We start from the raw sequence: 21,082 nt of genomic DNA on the forward strand, positions 1-21,082 counted from the left end.
AAAGTTTAATTAAATGCTTTTCTCTTTCTAAATTTAATATTTTCCCAATCATATTTTATTATTACAAATCTAAAGGAGTGGAGCTCTTTTTTTGGTGGCTGGAAAAGCTATGGCAAAAAATAGCGGGAGTGGAAGGCGGATAAAGCTGCCCAAATTATTATTTCACTATATTTTATGAAAAGCCAATCTCGGAGTTCCATCAGCAACGTAAATGATTCCACATTTTTGGTAACCATGTTTTTCCAGAACTTTTTGCATCGCGATGTTGGTTTCGTGCGTATCGATTCTGATGTTCGGGAATTGGCAAAAACACCATTCAAAACAGAATTGCGCAATGCCTTTTGCTTTTCCGTTGGATGCTAATCTGTGGATGACGGCGTACTTTTCTTCATTCAGCCAGGCTCCGTTTTCTATCAATGAATAATTTGGATCGTCGCCGATTATGAAATCAAACGTTGCAACAACCTCATCATTTTCAAAAATCAAAAAATTAAATCCATTCTGAATACTTTCCAACATTAATTCTTTGGAAGGATATCCGTTTGTCCATTGGATTTGGTTTCCACTTTCCCGCATCAGCTTTCTGGCTGTGTTGATGCAGTTCATTATTTCGTTGATATCCTCGGGATTTGATTTTCTGATTTTCATATTATCAATATTAATTACAAAAATAATAATCTTTGAACCAATAAGAAAAGAGGAATTCTCGTTGTGTTTCCGAAAAAAAACTATATTTGCTAATCTTAACAAAAATTAACACTGAAAATATGGATAACGCAGAAACTTTGAATTCTAAATTTGAGGAACTGGAAGTGAAATCAACGAAACACCCAAAAGGATTGTGGGTACTTTTCGGTACGGAAATGTGGGAGCGTTTCAATTTCTACGGAATGCGAGCCTTGCTTACTTTATTTATGGTAAATTCTCTTCTAATCAAGGAAGCAGATGCCGCAATTATTTATGGAGGATTTCTAGCTCTGTGTTATCTGACGCCACTTTTAGGCGGATTCATTGCTGATAAATATATCGGAAACAGAAATGCAATTTTGGTGGGCGGAACTTTGATGGCGCTTGGCCAATTGTTATTATTCTTCAGTGCTTCAACATTTTCCACAAATCTTGGAGGCGCAAAAGGACTAATGTGGCTGGCACTTTTCATCATTATTTTCGGAAACGGATTCTTCAAACCGAATATTTCATCGATGGTGGGGAGTCTTTATCCAAAGCAGGAAAAGTCCAAACTGGATTCTGCTTTTACGATTTTCTATATGGGAATTAACATCGGAGCCTTCTTGGGTCAGTTCATTTGTCCTTATCTAGGTGATGTGAAAGATGCTGGTGGTGTAAGAGATATTTTCGCTTTCAAATGGGGATTCTTGGCGGCTTCTATCGCAATGTTGATAGGAACGGTCACTTTCTTTATCCTTAAAAATAAATACGTTGTAACGCCTGAAGGTCGACCAATTGGTGGATTACCGAAAAACAACACTAGTGAAGATTTTGAAGAAGGCGAAACACAAACTGCAAAATTCGCTGGTAAAAATATGGGAATTGCAGCATTGTTATTCGTTGCACTTTTCTTCGTATTCAGATATATTTTGGTAAGCGAATTGGGTTTCAGCTCTGTAGGAATGGGACAATTGATTAAAGGAATTATTTATCCATTTATCTACGCAGCTGGGATTTCATTGGCATTCCTGATTATGAGTTCTGCTGAAAATAAAGTAGAAAGACAGAGAATTTGGGTAATTTATATCGTTTCTTTCTTTATCATTTTCTTCTGGGCAGCATTTGAACAAGCTGGTTCATCATTAACTTTCATTGCTGATAATCAAACCGACAGAGATATTTTTGGTTGGAATATGCCGCCATCTATGGTTCAGATTTTCAACGGATTGTTCGTTGTGGCATTGGCTTTACCATTCAGTTTGCTTTGGGATAAATTGAGAGCTAAAGGAAAAGAGCCGGTTTCTCCAATGAAACAAGCGATTGGTTTGGCATTGATTGCTTTATCATATTTCATTATCGCTTATAACGTAAAAGACCTTGGAAATACCGGACTATTGGCTATCAAATGGCTGATGTTATTATACCTAATCCAAACAATGGGAGAACTTTGTCTTTCCCCAATCGGATTATCTTTGGTAGGGAAATTGGCTCCGAAAAGATTTGCTTCTTTATTGTATGGTGTATTCTTTATTTCTAATGCCGCTGGTTATGCATTAGCTGGTTCATTGGGAGCAATCATCCCAGCAACAGGAGATAAGTTTGTAAAAGCTGAAAAATTGGGTGTAAATCTTCAAGACGTTTTGGACAAAAAAGTAACGTTGACTCCTGAGCAAGTTGCCTTATTCGAAAAAGAACAATTGCCAATCGCCAACACGACTTTTGCTGGTGTAGAAATTCATAATTTGTTTGAGTTCTTTATGGTATTCGTTGTACTTTGTGGAATCGCTGCTGTAATCTTAGCAATTCTATCTCCGAGATTAAAGAAAATGATGCACGGATTAAGCTAAAATCCGACAAAACATAAAATTATAAAACCACCGAATATTCGGTGGTTTTTTGTTAAATTCGTATGGCTTAAATCACAATTGTTGACTCATTCGTCAACAATTGAGTTAGTAACTTTTTAATAAAATAAATTCGTGACACAATGAGTCACTAATTAAATCAATTACCATTCATCATTTATGAACCTAACTCTCGAACAAATACAGGATTTCAAAGGGAAATATCCAAAACAAATCTGGTCGCTTTTTTTCTCCGAAATGTGGGAACGATTCTGCTTTTATGGAATGCGCGGAATGCTCGTTTTCTTTATGATTTCACAACTCAAGTTCGATGATGAACAAGCGAATTTACAATATGGCGCAACACAAGCATTCGTTTATGCTTTTACATTCGTTGGTGGACTTTTCGCAGATAAGATTTTAGGATTCAGGAAATCTCTATTTTGGGGTGGTTTCTTAATGATAATTGGGAGTGTGATTCTCGCTATTAATCCTCACGATTATTTCTTCTTGGGAATTGCATTTACAGTTGTAGGAACAGGTTTCTTCAAACCAAATATTTCCACAATGGTAGGGAAATTATACAAATCCGGAGACTCCAGAACCGATGCTGGGTTTTCACTTTTCTATGCCGGAATCAATCTTGGCGCACTTTTGGGCGGTTATCTTTGCATTGCCATCGGAAAAGGCGAAATGTTGTCACGTTTAATCCCAGAACACAAAAGATGGAATGTGGCTTTCGGATTGGCAGCCATCGTGATGGTAATTAGTCTGGTTAATTTTATTTTCACTCAAAGACAATTAGGACCAATCGGACTTCAACCTCAAAAATTAAACTCAGACGGTACTTTCTCAGCCTTGGCAAAATGGAATGAGTACAGTGTTTATATTTTATCTTTAATATTTGTTCCATTAATTATGATAATGGTTTCTGTCCCGCAATACACAGATTATTTTATGTGGACAGTTGGCCCTTTGACGCTGATTTATTTGTTTTATGAAATGACAAAAGTTACATCAGCCGAGAGGAACAAACTTTGGGCAGCCTTAGTTTTCATCATTTTCTCCATCGTTTTCTGGGGAATTTATGAGCAATCCGGAGGTTCACTGAGTATTTTTGCTGCAAACAATCTGAACAAAGATTTATTAGGATTAGACCCCAATGGCGTGAATAATTCCGGAGGTGCTTTCTTCATTATTTTTCTGTCGCCAATCGTTGGTTTGTTGTGGATTTGGCTGAGCAAAAGAAAGCTAGAACCCAATACATTAATTAAATTTGGTTTAGGATTCATTTTTCTTGGATTGGGATATTACGTGCTTTTTGCGACCAAATTCTTTGCAACTTTACAAGGAATTACTTCGCTTAATATTTTTACGATTGCTTTACTGGTAATTACTTTTGGGGAATTGTGCCTCTCTCCCATTGGATTATCTATTATGACAAAACTTTCCACCGAGAAACTTCAGGGAATGATGATGGGAATGTGGTTTTTGGCTTCTGCTTACGGTCAATATGTCGCAGGACAAATCGGTGCAGGAATGGCAAAAGTAAAAACCGGCGCCAACAATTACGACGCCCTCATCACTTACACCGATGGATACAAACAATTGGGTTTATACGCATTAATTGCAGGCGTTGTGCTAATTTTGATTTCTCCACTCGTGAAAAAACTAATGCAAGAGGTGAGATAATGATTTAACTAAAATCTTTTTCAACGATCCAAACACAGATGAAAAAAATTACAACTTTACTAATTCTCTTCCTGATTCCAGTTTTTGGAATGGCGCAAGTCAAATGGATGACGATTTCCCAAGCGTTGGAAGCTCAGAAAAAGGCACCAAAGAAAATCCTTATCGATTTCTATGCAGACTGGTGCGAGCCGTGCAAAGAAATGGACAAAAAAACCTATAATCATCCTGAGATTGCAAAAATCATCAATGAAAATTTCTACGCCGTGAAGTTTGAAAGTGATGGAAATTCCACCGTTAATTTTCTTGGGCATAAGTTTACAAACCCCGAATATAAAGGCAAAAAAGGCAAATCCACGCTTCATCAGTTTTCCAAATATATGAACATCAATATGATTCCGACAATGGTCTTTCTTGATGAAAAAACCGACCCGATTACCAGTCTTTCCGGATTTCTAAAAGCGAAAGAAGTGGAACCGTATTTCTCAATGATTGCTTCTAATGAGTACAAGACGATAAAATCAAGACAGGAATGGGAAGGTTATCAGAAGAAGTTTAAATCGAAGATTAAGGAATAATATTTTTTTAAACTACCTCAAGAGAAAAGTGAAATTCAGATTCCTTCAGAATGACAAATATTGCGTTTTTCTTTTGTGACTTTTGTGGTTAGATTTTAATTCCCGAAATTCGTCGGAACAAATTTTCCTTTCTTGACATTAGAAACTTCCATAGAATTTCTCAAAGGCATCGGCACCGAACGCGCAAAACTCATCAGAAACGTGTTGGGGATTTCGACTGTAGAAGATTTGCTCACTTTTTACCCAATCCGATACATCGATAAAAGTAAAATCCATAAAATTGGAAATATCGCCAAAGATACAGAGGCAGATATTCAGCTGAAGGGAAAAATCACGGACATCCAGGAAGTTGTTTACGAGAAGGGAAAACGATTGTCTGCGAAATTCCGTGACGAGACCGGAACGATGGATTTGGTTTGGTTCCGATATACGAATTGGATGAAAGATGCGATTCCATTGAATCAGGAGATTTTCATTTTTGGTAAGGTTAATTTCTTTAATGGAAACTTCTCAATGCCACATCCGGAAATTGAGGTTGATGAGAAAAAAGCTTTGCAGGGAACGCTTCTCCCGGTTTATCCAGGAAGTGAAAAGTTGACGAAAAGAGGAATCACGAATAAATTATTTCAAACCGTTATTTTCAATCTACTGAAAGATTTACCCAATTTGATTCAGGAAAATCTGCCGGATTATTTGATGAAATCGATGAAGCTGATTGGACGATTGAATTCCTATTATTTCATTCATTTTCCGAAAGATTTAAAACAATTTGATGAAGCCAACAGACGATTGAAGTTCGAGGAAGCATTCTTTTTCCAGCTCGGTTATGGCTTGAAGAAACTTCATCAAAAAACGAAATCCTTCGGAAGTCCGTTTCCAATTGTCGGCGAATATTTCACCAATTTTTATGAAAACAATCTTCCATTTGAATTAACGAATGCACAAAAACGAGTTCTGAAAGAAATCAGAATTGATATGAAACGGTCGACCCAAATGAACCGATTGCTTCAAGGAGATGTTGGCTCGGGAAAAACTATGGTTGCCTTATTAACAATGCTGATTGCGATGGACAACGGTTTTCAATCCTGTCTGATGGCGCCGACGGAAATCTTGGCTCAGCAACATTTTAATTCCATCAAAGAATTACTTCAAAATACGAATATCAACGTCAGACTTCTGACTGGTTCTTCCAAAACGGCGGAACGGAAAATCATTCACGAAGAACTGGAAAACGGACAACTTTCCGTCCTGATTGGAACACACGCATTGTTGGAAGACAAAGTGAAATTCCAGAATCTTGGTTTGGCAATCATCGATGAACAACACAGATTTGGAGTCGCTCAGCGGGCGAAACTCTGGGCAAAGAATAATATTCCGCCACATATTTTGGTAATGACCGCAACGCCGATTCCACGGACTTTGGCGATGAGTTTTTATTCCGATTTGGATGTTTCTGTAATTGATGAAATGCCGGTTGGAAGAAAATCAATTATCACAGCCCATCGTCGAGAAAAAGACCGACTTTCGGTTTATAATTTCTGCCGAGAAGAGATTGAAAAAGGCGGGCAAATCTATTTCGTTTATCCGCTCATTGAAGAATCTGAGACGTTGGATTACAAAAATCTAATGGAAGGTTTGGAAAGCGTAATGAATTTCTTCAAAAGCTACAATGTAACGATGGTTCACGGCAGAATGAAACCTGCGGAGAAAGATGCTAATATGCAATATTTCGCATCGGGACAAGCGCAAATTATGGTCGCCACAACCGTGATAGAAGTCGGCGTAAATGTTCCGAATGCTTCTGTAATGGTGATAGAAAGTTCTGAGAGATTCGGATTGTCACAGCTTCACCAGTTGCGAGGGCGCGTTGGTAGAGGCGCGGAACAAAGTTATTGCATCCTGATGACAGGCGACAAACTGAGCAAGGAAAGCCGAACCAGAATCAAAACGATGGTGGCGACGACTGACGGTTTCAAAATCTCGGAAGTCGATATGGAATTGCGTGGACCTGGCGACATTCTCGGGACTCAGCAAAGTGGTGTTGTGGATTTCAAAAAACTGAGTTTGATAGAGGATTCGGCCATCATCAAAGCTTCGAAACTGGCTGTCGAAAAGATATTGGAACAAGATGCCCTTCTCACGCGTCCCGACAATCTGATGATGAAGCAATATTACATCAAGCAGTATAAAGGGAAGAATAAGTGGTCACAGATTAGCTAAATTCATTAAACATCGACTCCTGAAGTCTGAACAATGAACCATATCTACCATTATTTCACTTTAGAACATTTTTTAGAAAAGATCGTAAAGTACTGATTACAAACGAAATGCACTTGATTGCCTCAACTAAGTGGTTGAACGCCTCAACTAAATGGTTGATTATCCTGACTAAATGATTGATTTCTTCAACTAACTGGTTGAATTCTTTAACTAAATGCTTGAATGGCTCAACGGAATGGTTGATTGATTTAACTAACAGTTTGAAAGCCTCCACAGAACGGTTTGTTGCCACATCTGAATAATTATTTGCTGTTTTGTACTAATTTTCCAGACATCAAAAAAAGTCTGCTACAAATAACAGACTTCTTAAATTTAAAAAAATAGTATATGAAGAAAAATTTACTCTCAGGCATTCTGCTTGATTTCGTTCTGCCACAAATCTAAAATTATACTTGACATTAAACTTTAATGAATCGTTATCCCTTTATTAATAATACTTAAGAATCAATTCAGATAAGTTTCAACGAGAATTAATACCATCATAACATTACTTTGATTAATTGATTTCGGAAATTGTTTTTTACAATTAATGAACTTAAAATCAGGTTTTAAACAAATTCAGAAAATTCTTAAGTTGACAAACTATGATTTGAAGTTTTCAAGGTTGTTCATCATTCATTCATTTTCAACATTAAATCTAGGCGAAAATCAATCACAAAAAAAGCATCTGCAAAGGTTGAAAATGCTTTGAAAGTTATTTTTCGATGATGAATTCCATTAGATAATCATCCATTACATAACCATTTCCGATATCAAAAATAGCTTCGTCATAGACTTTGAAACCTTGGGATTCGTAGAAACTTTTGGCGTTGTTGTTTTTATTGACGGTTAAGGTCAATCTTTTGTCACCAGATTTTTGAGTTTCAGTTTTGACGAATTCCAAAGCTTTTTTTCCGAGACCTTTTCCTTGTGCTTCCTTAAGAAAATAAATCCGATGAAGTTTCGTGTTATCTGGTTCATTATGAAATTCGAAGCCGATAAATCCTAGGAAGACCTCATCTTCTTCAATCAAATAATATTGATAATTGGGGTTTTCGAAATGGGTTTTCAAGGTCGATTCAGAGTACATTAAACCTAACATATAATCTATTTGTTCTTGCTCCAAAATGTTGGCATAAGCTGATTTCCAGGATTCTTTTGCGAGGTTTTGGATGGTCGGAATATCTTTTTCTGTGGCTTTGATAATCATTGAAATTGTAAAATGTAAAAAGTAAATCATTCGGATTAGAAAATCTCTTTGATGATTTCCAAAGATCTCGGTTCCCGGAAATCTGTAAAATGATAATGTAAATAGACCAATATCGAATCCAGAAAATTCTGTTTTTCGGCTCGGCTGAGTTTGATGCTATATGGGTCTGGCGACGTGATAAGGTCTTTCCAAATATCAGAAATTGTCTTATCAAAAAAATGATGCATCTCGATATCTTCGAAGTTTCCGGTTTCGGGATTAAGGAAAGTTTTATGTGAGAATAATGGTTGTAAACCTTGTTGTTTCAGAAGCCTGAAAATAAAAATCAAATGCGACTGGAAATTATCGATTTGCAATTGACTCAAGAATATCGAGATCTCGGAGTAGATTCCAACGTTCTGATTTTCATTCCTCAGAACCTGATTTAACAAATCGGAAATAAAAAATAGAATCGAATTTTTCCGAATATCAGAACTGAAAAAATCCACATTTTTCTGCTCAATTTTTTGAACATTCTGAATGCTTTTCTTCTTGTCGGACGTGTAAAGCAATAATTCGTTCAATGGAAAAAGGAAAGCTTTTTTTTTATTTTTCGGAGCGTAAATTCCTTTGGCAAAGAAACTTTCAAAGCCATTCTCTCTACAAAAACAATGGAGAACAGCATCGTGATCTCCATATTTTGTATAAGACAGTAAAAAAACTTCTTGCGTCATTTATTAATTCACAACTGCAATTTTTGCTGTTGCAGTATCAGTCCCATCTTCGTTGGTCATTAGAACATAATAGATTCCGGAAGCTACTCTCACACCTCTTTGGTTGTTGAGATTCCATTCGAAATACCCTCCGTTTGCAACTGCAGAATGTACAAGATTGCCTGCTACATCTGTAATTCTGATATTGGTCTTCGCAGCCAAACCTCGGATTCTGACATTGCCTTTGTATTGCGCATAAACCACAGGATTTGGATAGACCAAAACATCTCCAAAGTTAGAAGTTACTTCTGTTACATCGCCTTGGTATACCATAATACCATCTAAAGTTGCGAAATAGACTTTTCCGGTTTTTTCATCAATTTGAATATCTGTCACATTGTCATTGGGTAAGGGAGAATTGGCTTTTGTAAAGTGATAGATTGTTTTATCTCCATTTGGGCTGAGATAGAAAACTCCTCCTCCTTCAACAGAAACCCATTTCTGATTCCCGGAATCAGATGTTATTTGCAATATTAATGCATCGCGGAATAGTTCCTCTGCTAACCCATTCTCCTCAATTATTATGTCATCTGTCTGCGGGCTATCTTCTAAAATAGCTGATTTTGGATTTGATAAAATCCTCAAGCCTTCCATCGTCCCAATCCAAAGATCATCATTTTTATCTATTGCAACACTTACACATCTATCTGTTGGTAAATTATTGTTTTTATTTAGGAATTTGAATGTGTCATCAGATGAAGTAGTGGGAGTATTATTATAATTATACACCAACATCCCTCCACTTGTAAATGGAACTGGTATGTAAATCATTCCATCCTTGGTCAATGGTTTTTGCACATTTTGATTTACGGGGATATCTGTTAAAATAAAACTATCTGACTGTCTGTTATAATTGTAGAATCCTACACCTTTGGGTGTGTGAGACACAGAACAAAGCAAATTATTACTTTCATCAAACGAGCATCCTACAGGTCTGTTTATATATTGACCATAGTTAGGGTCTATTGCATTAAGTTCAGTAAGATAACTTTTAGTAAATGCATCGTTTGTCATTTTATAGATGCCTTTACTATTTGACGAATGAGAGTAATTTGTAAAGAAAACTTCAGACGGATTGGATGGATTCGGAACCACATCTAAAATATTAAAAGTGATATTAGGATTTTGAAGAAAGTAGCTGGGATAAATCCATTTAGATCCATCAAAATGATAATACCCTAACAAAGAAGGATTTGGAGCGACATCATAACTTGCTCTTTTACCCGTAGATACCCAAATTTGATTATTGAGCAGAGAAAGCTTGTAAGAACTGCTATTATACGGGCCATCAGGTTTCAAACTACTCTTTTGTTCATTATAAATGCCGGAGAATTTCGTTCCTGTAAATAGCATATTATTATCCATTAATGCTGTATTTAATTCTTCACCAGCATTGAAGTTCTTCTGCTGTACGCCACTTGTATTATATACATAAACCTGCGCTTGGTCTGTCACGATGATTTGATTATCAGAAACTCGAACATCTCTGACATCTGCAAAAGTTCTTGAGATTTCAGAAAAGTTTGTTCCATTACCAAACTTTACCTTAGTCGCGCTTGCAAATGCTACAATGCTTGAGGCATCAATCTTTCTAAAGTTACCAGCTTGTATAAAATTTGAACCTACAACATTCCATTCAGAGTAGATGGCAAATGTAGAATTGAGTTCGTGACGTTTCAGTCCCAAACCTGTTGCAACATATACAAAGTTATCTTTGATAGCAGATGCATTCACGGCTTCATAAGCACCACCACTCGCAAAAAATGCAGTATCTCCAAATTCTCTTTTGGAAACATTAAAAATAGATACACCGTAACCAGCAGAGATCACCGCTCTATCACCATTAATAGAAATATGATTGATTTTCTTGGTTCCATTATATCCTGTAGCTAAAGGAATATCTACGATTAGGAAGATCCCATTTGGCGTTATGACATCCAAAGATCCATTTTGATAGCCTACGATTCCTGTTTGTGTGGTAGCATTATAGTCAAAAGCAGATATTTTTACATCGTGCAGACCATTTGCTTTGGAAAGTTTCCTTATCTCTCCTGTAGATGGATAATAATAAAATATCCCATTTTCTGTAGCAGCAATCAATCTATCTCCATCGTTTCTGATGGTTAAAACGTTATTATACGAAAACAAGTCGCTCCATTTACTGGTCTGAGCGATTGTCATAAGCGTTGTAAAAAACGATATAATTAATAAAATTTTCTTCATCCTAAACTATTATGTTTTCATCTATTAACTGATTATTCCAAGAAATATTTTTCACATTCTTATTTTTATCAAAATAAAAATCCAATCTTCCTAATAAAATACCTGCCCAACCTACCTGATTGACAATGACATTTTTATGATCTTTGTTCTGAAGCGTGAGAGGCTCTTTGAGGAATGTATGTGTGTGGCCTCCTAAAATCAAATCTATTCCGGAGGTTTTTGCAGCCAAATGTTTATCAGACATTTTTTCGGGATCATTTTTATAATCAAATCCAATGTGAGAAAGACAGATCACGAGATCACATTTCTTCTCTTTTCTAAGGAAATCTGCATAATGCTGGGCGATTTCTATCGGGTCTTGATAAATGGTTTCTGCATAATTTTTCTTACCTACCAATCCGTTCAATTCAATTCCAACTGCAAAAATGCCGACTTTGATTCCATTTTTTGTGAAAATCTTGTAAGCTTCTGTTTCTCCGTCTAATATAGTATTTTTAAAATCGTAATTGGAACAGATGAATGGAAATTTCGCATTGGGTAAAACTTTTAGAAAGCCTTGCAGTCCGTTGTCGAAATCGTGATTTCCCATTGTTGAAGCATCATACTTCATCATACTCATGAGTTTGAATTCCAATTCGCCTCCGAAAAAGTTAAAATAAGGTGTTCCCTGGAAAATATCGCCTGAATCCAGAAGCAAAACATTCTTTTCTTCGGATCTTATTTTTTGTATTAATGATGCTCTTCTTGCAAAACCACCTTGATTGGGGTTTTTTGTGTAAGAAGCATCAAATGGTTCTATCCTGCTATGCTGATCGTTGGTATGAAGAATCGTCAATTTATGAGTTGATTCTTTATTAATAAAATCAAGTTCTTCTGCCAGCAAAAGATTGGGAGCTAATGTCAATGCAAGGCTTCCTCCACCAATATATTTTAGAAATTCTTTTCTTTGCATTATTCCTCCAATTTTTTATTTTTGAAAATCAGTCTTACATCGTCTGGCGATGAGATTTCCGGATTGTGTTTGAATTTTTCCAAAAATAGATCTCGCATTTTAATTCCGGTTGAGATCATTTCGCCTTTGCTGAAGAAAAACATATTGTCACCGCCAAGAGCCAGATAATCTGATGTTGCTATATAATACGTTTTATTATAATCCATTGTTTTCCCATTGATCAGCTTTTGGGATAAAGTCCCATTTTCTGTCTCAATAAGAAGGTGAGAAACAGGATTGTTTTTTTGAGTTTTAAGGTAATAATCAAACAAACCTTCCAGGTCTTTTCCATTCATTTTGATGATAACAATTTCGTTCTCAAAAGGCATCACTTCATAAATCTGCTTTGTAAGAATATCGCCCTTTGCAATAATAGTCCTGATTCCTCCAATATTTATAACCGCCGCATCTATGGGTGGAATATTATTTTTCTTCGCCCATTCATCTGCACCTTCGAAAGTGTAATCTGCCAAAAGATTTCCAAGATTACTATTATCTCCCGATTTCGTAAGTTCTACATTGGTGTGGGAAATTTTGGTATTCATTTTACCTTCCAGATCGTGTTTGTAAGGCTGGATAATTGCATCTATAGCATTATCTTCTGATAACTGATCGTTAATGTAAATGTTTTTCTCGGTATGGATATTTGCAATACTGAGGGGCGTTTTGCAGCTTACCAACAGCAATCCAATGATCCCGAATCCAAAAAGCTTGTTTTTCATTGAAAGAAATATGGATACAAATCTAATGATTTTAGACTTTTCAAACTAACTATTTAAAAAATAGAGATATTACAGGATTATTAATTCTTTGTGAGAAGCAATGCCGCCCGCACAAAAACTATCTCTTTGCTCTTCAAATATTGTACAGCTCTTCCTTTGCGATTTCATCGATAGGCAGAATACTATAGAAACATATGGATCCGTTGCAAGATTTCATCGTGATTCATATGAAGGTAAAACAATACAAACAACATCGGTGTTATTAACAAATGCCAGACTTTTACGCCTCTCGAATTAATAAAGTTTCCGGTTTCCGGGGTTTGGAATAAAATAATGAGAAACATGAAAACGCTGTAAATGTAAATCCATCTAAACCAATCTATGGCAAGATAGTAAAGCGGTAAACTCCAAACAACACTTATGATAAAGCCTGACAAATATTCTCGGAAATATTTTCCCTGGAAATAATAAACATAATACAGGATCTGGGAAACAATAACCACCAACTCCAGAAGATGCACAAAGAAAGATAATTTATATCTCAGTACGTGACTAAAATCATAAGCGAATTCTTGAGAAAATATATTTCCCGGATTCAGCCGAACGCCTCTTTCTAAAAGCAAAGCAATACTCTTTCCCTGATTAATATTCCCTCCGTAGATAAATATGACTGCAACAGATAAAAAAGACAATACAATTGCAGCAATAGAGAAAACACGATCAAATGAGTTATTATTTTTCTTATAGCTGACCCAAATCAAGAAAGGAAGATAAAAGAATGCAAGCTCGTGCATGAAAATGATGATTATATAACAAATAAGTGTAATCCAGTCATATAGTTTTCTATTGTCTGACATAGCATACCAATAGAAAAGCAAGACCAGTAATATCTCCTTGCGTCCGGAATTGGCAATCGTACATATAGGATAAAGCAGAACAAACGGTGATAAAAGAATCCCAAGCAGGAACAAATCTAATTTCCTCTTTTTTAGATTTTTATAAATCAACCAAAGAAAACTGACGTAACTAATAATCTGAATGAAAAAAATCTGACCCTTGAGCGGAATATTTACAGCCTCTTGAATCATAAAGAAAAAACTCCCCGACAATCCTCGCCTCTTAAACCCGCCATCCTCATAATTGATAAGCCAATCCGATATGGTCCATTGGGAAAAGTCTAATTTAGTTTTGAGAAACAGCAGATAAAAAAACAAAGTGTATAGCAATGCTACAATAACCCAAAATATTTTCCAAACTTTCTGGCCTTCAATTTCACTCAGACTAACATTTTTTGAAAGAATATTGCTTATCTGGTGCAAAAGGTCATTTATTTTAAACATCTCAAGGTTATTTCACAATATTTTCAGCAAATCTATAATATCAGATTGTCTTTACCAAAGCATATTACACCTATTTTTCTTACTTTTGTTTTTTAGCAAGATTCTCTTATGGTTAATTTTTGGAATTACCCCAAATACAGTCTTTACTTTATTTATTGCTTATCCTCGGTATTTTTTCTTTTCAATCCTGCAAAATTTCCTGCTGACGATGGTTTTTTCTATCCTCAGATTGCATTTAATATTGTTCATGCAAAAGGCTCATATTTCAATGACCTTTATCTTACCAACGGTTATCATCCGCTTTGGATGGTTTGCTGTGTATTGGCAGAGTTGATAAATCCGTTTGCTAAGCAAGATGTCGTTTATATCCTGTGGACATTTCAAGTTCTTTTTTTCTTTCTGAGCATTCATTTGATTACTCCTTTTTTTAAGAATAATTTTCAGCGTTTTCTTGTTATAATTGTCCTGAGCATTGCATTTTTAGGAATTGGAACTTTTTATCTTACAGAAGCACATCTTAATCTTTTGAGTCTCTGCCTGATTCTCAATTTTTTACAAAGACAAAAAACGAATGATTTTTCATTCGGGCTTCTTTGCAGTGTTTTGTTCTTAGCTAGATTGGATAATATTTTCATAATTATTCCATTAGGAATTTATTACTGGCATTTCAGAAGTTGGAAATTTTTATCATTCCTTAATATGTTATCGGGATTTACATTACTAGTATTCCCTTACATCATTTCCAATCTCTATTTTTTCGGGAGCATTGTTCCAATAAGCGGAAGAATAAAAAGCACTTTTCCGCACATTAAATCAGAAATCATCTTAGGACTATGGCAGAAGATATTTGTCGCAAGCATTTTAGCTTATTATATTTTACTAATAATTTCTAAAAACATCAATAACAGAACTCTCAAATTATATTTTCTGACAGGGAGCTTTTCACTATTACTGTATAATATTCTTTTCCAGAACGAGGTGATGCAATGGTATTTTGTCAGCCAAATGCTTGCTTTAGGATTCTTGCTTTACGACATTTTCGATTGGTCAAAAGTCAAAATTCCTTCTTACATCAAAATAGGAATATGCAGTCTTCTCTTTATTTTTTCAATGATGATTCCGGCTCTGAAAATGGGTGGAAATTTCAGCTTTGAAAAATTTTTCTTCTCAGATTCTCAACAACTATCGTTCTACAGTCAGGAGCCTATAAAAGCTGCAACAGAGCAAATAAGCAAAATCACAAATTCTGGCTCACGTATATATGTCTATGATTTTCCCGGCAAATATGCTTTTTATTCTGATAGAAACTTCATCCCCGCAGATGGATTGGTCGGGAATGAATCTTTTTTTAATGAAATCTCGGGGTCAACTTTTCAGTCTTATATGCTAAAAAATAAAATTGACTATCTCATATTACCCAGCTATTTTGCTTCCAGAAAAGGAACATTTTCCTTCGTTGGAATGGACGTTTCCGGTTACAAAAATGATCTTAAATATTTCATCAAAAACTCAAAAGAAAAAAAAAGGGTTTCAGAAATTGACCTTAACGATTTTGTACCGATTGCAACATTTGAGAATCCTGCAAAATTTTGGCAAACGAACTATGACAGTATCAAAGTTTATAAAATTATAAAATGAATCAGCGTCTACTATATTTTTTCTTCTGCCTGGCTGCGGTCTTTTTTCTTTTCAATCCTGCAAAATTTCCTGCGGACGATGGCTTTTTCTATCCTCAGATAGCATTTAATATTGCAAATGGGAAAGGTTCTTATTTTAATGATCTTTATCTAACAAACGGTTATCATCCACTTTGGATGATTATCTGTACAATAGCAGATTGCTTAAATCCTTTTTCAAAGCAAGATGTGGTTTACATTCTTTGGGCGATTCAGGTAATTTTTGTTTTATTAAGTTTCAAAAAGCTGGAAGTTTTTTTCAATGATAATCTGGTTGGGAAAATCATTGGTTATTTCTGCATCAGTATCCTATTTTTTAGTTTCGGTACGCTTTATCTTATCGAGGCACATCTCAATCTGTTCTGTTTCTGCTTTCTGCTTTGGTTTTTGGCTAAAGAGAAAAGCAACGATTGGCTGTTCGGGCTCTTATTTTCGCTTGTGTTTCTCAGCAGATTGGACAATGTTTTTCTACTGGCATTTTTAGGAATCTATTATTTGATCTACAGAAAATGGGATTATAATGTATTCTTAAAGTCCGGAGTTGTTATTTTACTGATTTGCGGCGCTTACCTTTTGAGTAATTTCTATTGGTTTGGCAGTTTGGTTCCAATCAGCGGACGAATCAAAAGTTCTTTCCCGAATCTCCAGCCTCATATTTTCTTATCCATTATCAGTAAGTTTTTTTTAGGGATCAATGTGATTTCGATATTAATTTTGATCTTCATTAAGAAAATAAATCTCCGCTCTCTCAAGTTATTTTTCGCATTAGGTTCATTAATTCAAATTCTTTACAACATTGGCTTTCAGTCTCAGATTGGGCAATGGTATTACGTTGCACAGACTTTTGTTTTGATATTATTAATTGGCGATTTGATTACTTTATTAATAAAAAACAGAAATTCCAATTATCTTATTTATCCCACTTTAATTTTAGGAATTCTGGTTTCCTGCGGCATTGGCTATTTCAAAATGAGCAGTAATTTCAGTCTTCAATTTACTTTGATGGATGAAAACTCTGAAATATCTGACAGAAATCAAGACGAAGTGAAGGTCTTTGCAGAAAATATCAAAAAGACTTTATCCCCAAACTCAAGAATCTTTACCTACGATTTTCCTGGGAAATTTGCTTTTTATTCTGATATGAACATTATTCCTGCAGATGGATTGGTCGCCAACAAAACATTTTTTGATGACATATCAACTTTGAAATTTGATCAGTTTTTGAGGAAGAACAATATCAATTATGTCAACCTTCCCTCAGCATTTATTAAAGATGACGATTACAGTTTCATTGGGATTTTCGTGAAAGTCCGAAATGGGAAACCAACTTATTTCATCAAAAATTCTATGACAAAAGACAAAGTTGATTCTTTGGATTTAAACAATTATAATGTCATAAATACTTATAAAAACCCGATCAAAACCTGGCAAAAAGAATATGATTCTATCACTATTTACCAGCTCAAATATTAATTGGGAAATTTTTCAGATTATATAAGTTCATAATTCGTTTAAAATAAATTAAATTTGGAAAAATTAAATTTAATATAAAAATGGGTCAGTTAAAAGGCGTAGGTGTGGCTTTGGTAACACCTTTCAATGAAGATCTTTCTGTAGATTTTGATTCTCTTACCAAATTAATCGATTATAATATAGACAACGGAACTAATTTCCTGGTTGTTTTGGGAACTACAGCTGAGGCTGCAACGCTTTCCAAGGAGGAAAAGGAGAAGGTAATTGCGCATATCACAAAGATCAATAACAACAGATTGCCTTTGGTTTTAGGAATCGGCGGAAATAATACGGCACAAGTCGTACAGCAAATCAAAGAAACAGATTTGTCAGATTTCGATGCCGTTCTTTCTGTTTCTCCATATTATAATAAACCTAACCAGGAAGGACTTTACCAGCATTATAAAGCTTTGGCAGAAACTGGTGCGAAAATTATCATTTACAATGTTCCTGGAAGAACCGGACAAAATGTGGAAGCTTCCACGACTTTACGTTTGGCCAATGAGTTCCCCAATCTTTTTATGGTAAAAGAAGCGGCTCCGAATATCCTTCAATATTTCGATATCCTGAGACAAAAACCAGAGAATTTCTCTCTGATGTCCGGAGACGACGAATATACTTTGCCGGTAACTTTGGCTGGTGGAGACGGTGTAATTTCCGTAATCGGTCAGGCTTATCCGAAAGAATTTTCTACAATGGTAAAGTTTGCGCTAAGCCGTGAAGTAGATGAAGCTTACAAGATCCATAACTCGCTGGTAGAAATCACAAGATTGATTTTTGCAGAAGGAAACCCTTGCGGCGTGAAAACTATTCTGGCTGAAAAAGGAATTATCAAAAATTACCTCAGACTTCCGCTGGTAGCAGCATCCGAAGGTTTGCAGGAAAAGATTAAAGCGGAAATGGAAAAGCTTTCATAATAACAAAAAAGGTTCAGAAATTTCTGAACCTTTTTATTTTTACATATCTAATCTGATTTTATAAACATCAGAACCATTTCTCACAATACCTTCTTCAAAGAAACCATTATTCTGAGGAATTAGTTCTATAAAATCGAATACTTTACAATCTTTTGGCAATCCTGCGAAAACAAGCGTAAACCAATATTCTTTTCCGTGCGGAACATCTGTCCAGGCAGGAAACAAACTGATATTTTCGAAATGAATCAGCTTGGAAATATGATCAGAATTCCTGTCGATCAAATATGTAGATGACCAGATTCTGATCTTCTCTTCAAGAAAAAACTCCGACTTGTAGCAGCAATGCAAAATTACCTGCTTCTCCTCTATCGTCTCTGATTGAAGTTTTTTAAGAATCTCTTCATCGATCTTTGGTTTTACAATCGTTTCGCTCATTTAAATTCTTTTAGATAAAAGATGTTGAAATCCTTTACTCATTTCTCTGCTTTTACCTTCATCCTTGAAACCACATTTCAAGTACAAATCGTAAGCACTTTTATTATTAAAATTAACGGCCAGCACAACTTCGTCACATTCAGGAAAATTTTCTTTTACAAAATCCGAAAGTATAATCATTGCTTTTTTGCCAATTCCTTTTCCCTGATAATCAGGATTAATTGATAATGATCTTAATAGTGTTGAGTTTTCATTTTCGGTTAATTCAAATTTATCTGACCCGAAATCCAGCACGAAAAAACCAACTGCTTTATTTTGATAAAAAATACTAACAGGGAATTTGTCGCCCGTATTTTTCTCTTTTATAATTTCCAAAGTCGCTTTTGGCATCGCAGTAAATTGACTTTGAAGCTCATCCAAAGCGTAACTTGTAAGGTCCTCAAAATCCTCAGATTTATAAAAAGATAAAGTGATCATTAATATTCCAGTTCCAGTTTTTCTTTAGAGTAATCTCTTATTTCCTTAATCAATTCAGGATATTCAGCTAGTTTTTTACCATAGCTCGGAACCATTTCTACCAATTTATCTTTCCAATCGGTTTTCAGTTTATCAGCAAAACAGTTTTCCAAAACCATAATCATGGCGAATGCAGACGTACTTGCTCCGGGAGAAGCTCCCAAAAGTGAGGCTATATTTTTATCTTTATTTACGACAACCTCAGTTCCAAATTCCAGTCTTCCACCTTCAAAACGATCTCTTTTGATGATCTGAACTCTTTGTCCGGCTGTTCTAAGTTCCCAGTCTTTTTCCTGAGCGTCGGTTACGAAATCTCTTAAATGCGACATTCTCTGAGATTTGCTCATCGTTACTTGTTGGATCAGATATCTCGTTAAAGGCATATTGTGCCACCAAACGCCGAACAATGAACGTATATTTTTGAAATTGACACTTTCCGGAAGATCCAGATAACTGCCTTCTCTTAAAAATTTGGTTGAGAATCCTGCGAATGGACCAAAAAGAAGTGCTTTTTCGCCATCAATAATTCTGAGATCCAAATGAGGAACAGACATTGGAGGCGCACCAACTGTAGCTTGAGTGTAAACTTTCGCATTGTGTTTTTCTACCAGTTCCGGATTTGTACTTACAAGCCATTGTCCACTGATTGGGAATCCACCATAACCTTTACTTTCCTCGATTCCTGAACTATCCAAAAGTGGCAATGCATAACCACCAGCTCCGATGAATACGAAATCTGCATTCACAGTTTGTTTGTGGAGATTCTTTCTGTCGTTCACTTCCAGATTCCAGCTGCCTTTTCCGTCGGCCTCTATCTCTTTGACTTCGTGGTAGGTGAAAACTTCTACAGATTCGGTTTTGTCCAGATGTTCAATTAATTTTACGGTTAACTTTCCAAAGTCAACATCGGTTCCAAGATCCATTTTGGTTGCTGCCAATTGATCGGAAGCCATTCTTTTCTGCATCATTAATGGAATCCATTCTGTCAGTTTCTCGTGATCATCGGAAAACTCCATTCCTTCGAAAAGCGGTGATTTCAAAAGGGCTTCGTGTCTTTTTTTAAGATAATTAACGTCTTTTTCACCGAAAACGAAACTCATATGCGGACAGGAATTGATGAATTCTTTTGGATTATCAATAATGCCTTTGTTGATTAAATACGACCAGAACTGTTTGGAAACTTCAAATTGTTCGGCAATATATTCTGCTTTCTTGATATCGATTTTGCCGTCTTTTTCCGGCGTATAATTCAGTTCGCAAAAAGCGGAATGTCCTGTGCCTGCATTGTTCCAGGCAGATGAACTTTCTTTGGCTACTTTTTCCAGTCTTTCGAAGATTGCAATTTCCAGTTTCGGGTCGAACTCGTGAAGCATTGTTGCCAAAGTTGCACTCATTATTCCACCACCGATCAGTACAACATCGTATTTAGGTTTCGGATTCATTTTTAATTAAATTTTTCGAGTACAAAAATACTGATAATTGTAATTTTAAAGACTTTTTCGTACAATAAATAGACTTACCATTTGTTAAGAAATCCCGAAAACAGCCCTCGACAGGTTCTCTAATGTCTTCAACAGGTTACCTAAGTGGCTTTGACCATTCATTCAAGTGGCTGAAGGTGGTTCGGAAATGGCTGCAACCACTTGACCAACCACCTTTAGCCGGTTGATAACCACCTCTTACCATTTAAACAACCACTCTCAACCACTTATACAACCGCCCTCAGCCACTTCCGAACCGCCCTCAGCC

17 protein-coding genes are annotated in these 21,082 nt (G+C 35.8%); 7 read left to right on the forward strand and 10 right to left on the reverse strand.

Features of this window, described 5'->3' with window-relative positions:
- Nucleotides 1-165: 165 nt before the first annotated feature.
- A complete protein-coding gene (locus OPU68_RS17725) occupies nucleotides 166-648 on the reverse strand; it encodes a GNAT family N-acetyltransferase (RefSeq protein ID WP_498475252.1) in 483 nt (160 codons plus the stop codon).
- 119 nt (nucleotides 649-767) lie between these two features.
- On the opposite strand from OPU68_RS17725, the gene OPU68_RS17730 reads away from it, so the two are divergent.
- From OPU68_RS17730 to recG, 4 genes are all read left to right on the forward strand, one after another.
- A complete protein-coding gene (locus tag OPU68_RS17730; RefSeq protein ID WP_498475253.1) occupies nucleotides 768-2,516 on the forward strand; it encodes a peptide MFS transporter in 1,749 nt (582 codons plus the stop codon).
- A gap of 177 nt (nucleotides 2,517-2,693) precedes the next feature.
- Nucleotides 2,694-4,205: a peptide MFS transporter gene (locus OPU68_RS17735; protein WP_498475254.1), complete on the forward strand. Its 1,512-nt coding sequence runs from the start codon at nucleotides 2,694-2,696 to the stop codon at nucleotides 4,203-4,205.
- A 38-nt stretch (nucleotides 4,206-4,243) separates the two neighbouring features.
- Complete coding sequence (locus OPU68_RS17740; protein ID WP_498475255.1) at nucleotides 4,244-4,780, forward strand: thioredoxin family protein; 537 nt, start codon at nucleotides 4,244-4,246, stop codon at nucleotides 4,778-4,780.
- Between the two features lie 132 nt (nucleotides 4,781-4,912).
- Nucleotides 4,913-7,000 carry an ATP-dependent DNA helicase RecG gene (recG, locus tag OPU68_RS17745; RefSeq protein ID WP_498475256.1) on the forward strand — a complete coding sequence of 696 codons (2,088 nt, stop codon included), beginning with the start codon at nucleotides 4,913-4,915 and terminating at the stop codon, nucleotides 6,998-7,000.
- Between the two features lie 754 nt (nucleotides 7,001-7,754).
- On the opposite strand, the gene OPU68_RS17750 is transcribed toward recG, so the two are convergent.
- From OPU68_RS17750 to OPU68_RS17775, 6 genes are all read right to left on the reverse strand, one after another.
- A complete protein-coding gene (locus OPU68_RS17750) occupies nucleotides 7,755-8,279 on the reverse strand; it encodes a GNAT family N-acetyltransferase (RefSeq protein ID WP_498475257.1) in 525 nt (174 codons plus the stop codon).
- A 5-nt stretch (nucleotides 8,280-8,284) separates the two neighbouring features.
- A complete protein-coding gene (recO, locus tag OPU68_RS17755; RefSeq protein ID WP_498475258.1) occupies nucleotides 8,285-8,962 on the reverse strand; it encodes a DNA repair protein RecO in 678 nt (225 codons plus the stop codon).
- Nucleotides 8,963-8,965: 3 nt separating this feature from the next.
- Complete coding sequence (porZ, locus tag OPU68_RS17760; protein WP_498475259.1) at nucleotides 8,966-11,224, reverse strand: type IX secretion system anionic LPS delivery protein PorZ; 2,259 nt, start codon at nucleotides 11,222-11,224, stop codon at nucleotides 8,966-8,968.
- A gap of 1 nt (nucleotide 11,225) precedes the next feature.
- On the reverse strand, nucleotides 11,226-12,176 hold the full coding sequence (locus OPU68_RS17765) for a bifunctional metallophosphatase/5'-nucleotidase (RefSeq protein WP_498475260.1): 951 nt from the start codon (nucleotides 12,174-12,176) through the stop codon (nucleotides 11,226-11,228).
- The gene (locus OPU68_RS17770; RefSeq protein WP_498475261.1) at nucleotides 12,176-12,937 is read right to left on the reverse strand and encodes a 5'-nucleotidase C-terminal domain-containing protein; all 762 of its coding nucleotides are present in this window, start codon (nucleotides 12,935-12,937) and stop codon (nucleotides 12,176-12,178) included. The genes OPU68_RS17765 and OPU68_RS17770 overlap by 1 nt, the downstream gene beginning before the upstream one ends.
- Nucleotides 12,938-13,119: 182 nt before the next feature.
- The gene (locus tag OPU68_RS17775) at nucleotides 13,120-14,277 is read right to left on the reverse strand and encodes a hypothetical protein (RefSeq protein WP_498475262.1); all 1,158 of its coding nucleotides are present in this window, start codon (nucleotides 14,275-14,277) and stop codon (nucleotides 13,120-13,122) included.
- A gap of 108 nt (nucleotides 14,278-14,385) precedes the next feature.
- Between OPU68_RS17775 and OPU68_RS17780 the strand changes: the two genes are divergently transcribed.
- From OPU68_RS17780 to dapA, 3 genes are all read left to right on the forward strand, one after another.
- On the forward strand, nucleotides 14,386-15,915 hold the full coding sequence (locus OPU68_RS17780; RefSeq protein ID WP_498475263.1) for a hypothetical protein: 1,530 nt from the start codon (nucleotides 14,386-14,388) through the stop codon (nucleotides 15,913-15,915).
- Nucleotides 15,912-17,426 carry a hypothetical protein gene (locus OPU68_RS17785; RefSeq protein WP_498475264.1) on the forward strand — a complete coding sequence of 505 codons (1,515 nt, stop codon included), beginning with the start codon at nucleotides 15,912-15,914 and terminating at the stop codon, nucleotides 17,424-17,426. The genes OPU68_RS17780 and OPU68_RS17785 overlap by 4 nt, the downstream gene beginning before the upstream one ends.
- An 80-nt stretch (nucleotides 17,427-17,506) precedes the next feature.
- A complete protein-coding gene (dapA, locus tag OPU68_RS17790) occupies nucleotides 17,507-18,382 on the forward strand; it encodes a 4-hydroxy-tetrahydrodipicolinate synthase (protein ID WP_498475265.1) in 876 nt (291 codons plus the stop codon).
- A 39-nt stretch (nucleotides 18,383-18,421) separates the two neighbouring features.
- Here dapA and OPU68_RS17795 read toward each other — a convergent pair whose 3' ends face one another.
- From OPU68_RS17795 to mqo, 3 genes are read right to left on the reverse strand one after another with little or no spacing between them, the layout of a single operon-like run.
- A complete protein-coding gene (locus OPU68_RS17795) occupies nucleotides 18,422-18,817 on the reverse strand; it encodes a hypothetical protein (RefSeq protein WP_498475266.1) in 396 nt (131 codons plus the stop codon).
- Complete coding sequence (locus OPU68_RS17800; protein ID WP_498475267.1) at nucleotides 18,818-19,294, reverse strand: GNAT family N-acetyltransferase; 477 nt, start codon at nucleotides 19,292-19,294, stop codon at nucleotides 18,818-18,820.
- A complete protein-coding gene (gene mqo, locus OPU68_RS17805) occupies nucleotides 19,294-20,775 on the reverse strand; it encodes a malate dehydrogenase (quinone) (RefSeq protein WP_498475268.1) in 1,482 nt (493 codons plus the stop codon). The genes OPU68_RS17800 and mqo overlap by 1 nt, the downstream gene beginning before the upstream one ends.
- Between the last annotated feature and the right edge of the window lie 307 nt (nucleotides 20,776-21,082).

Source organism: Chryseobacterium sp. TB1-D10 (assembly GCF_059803555.1).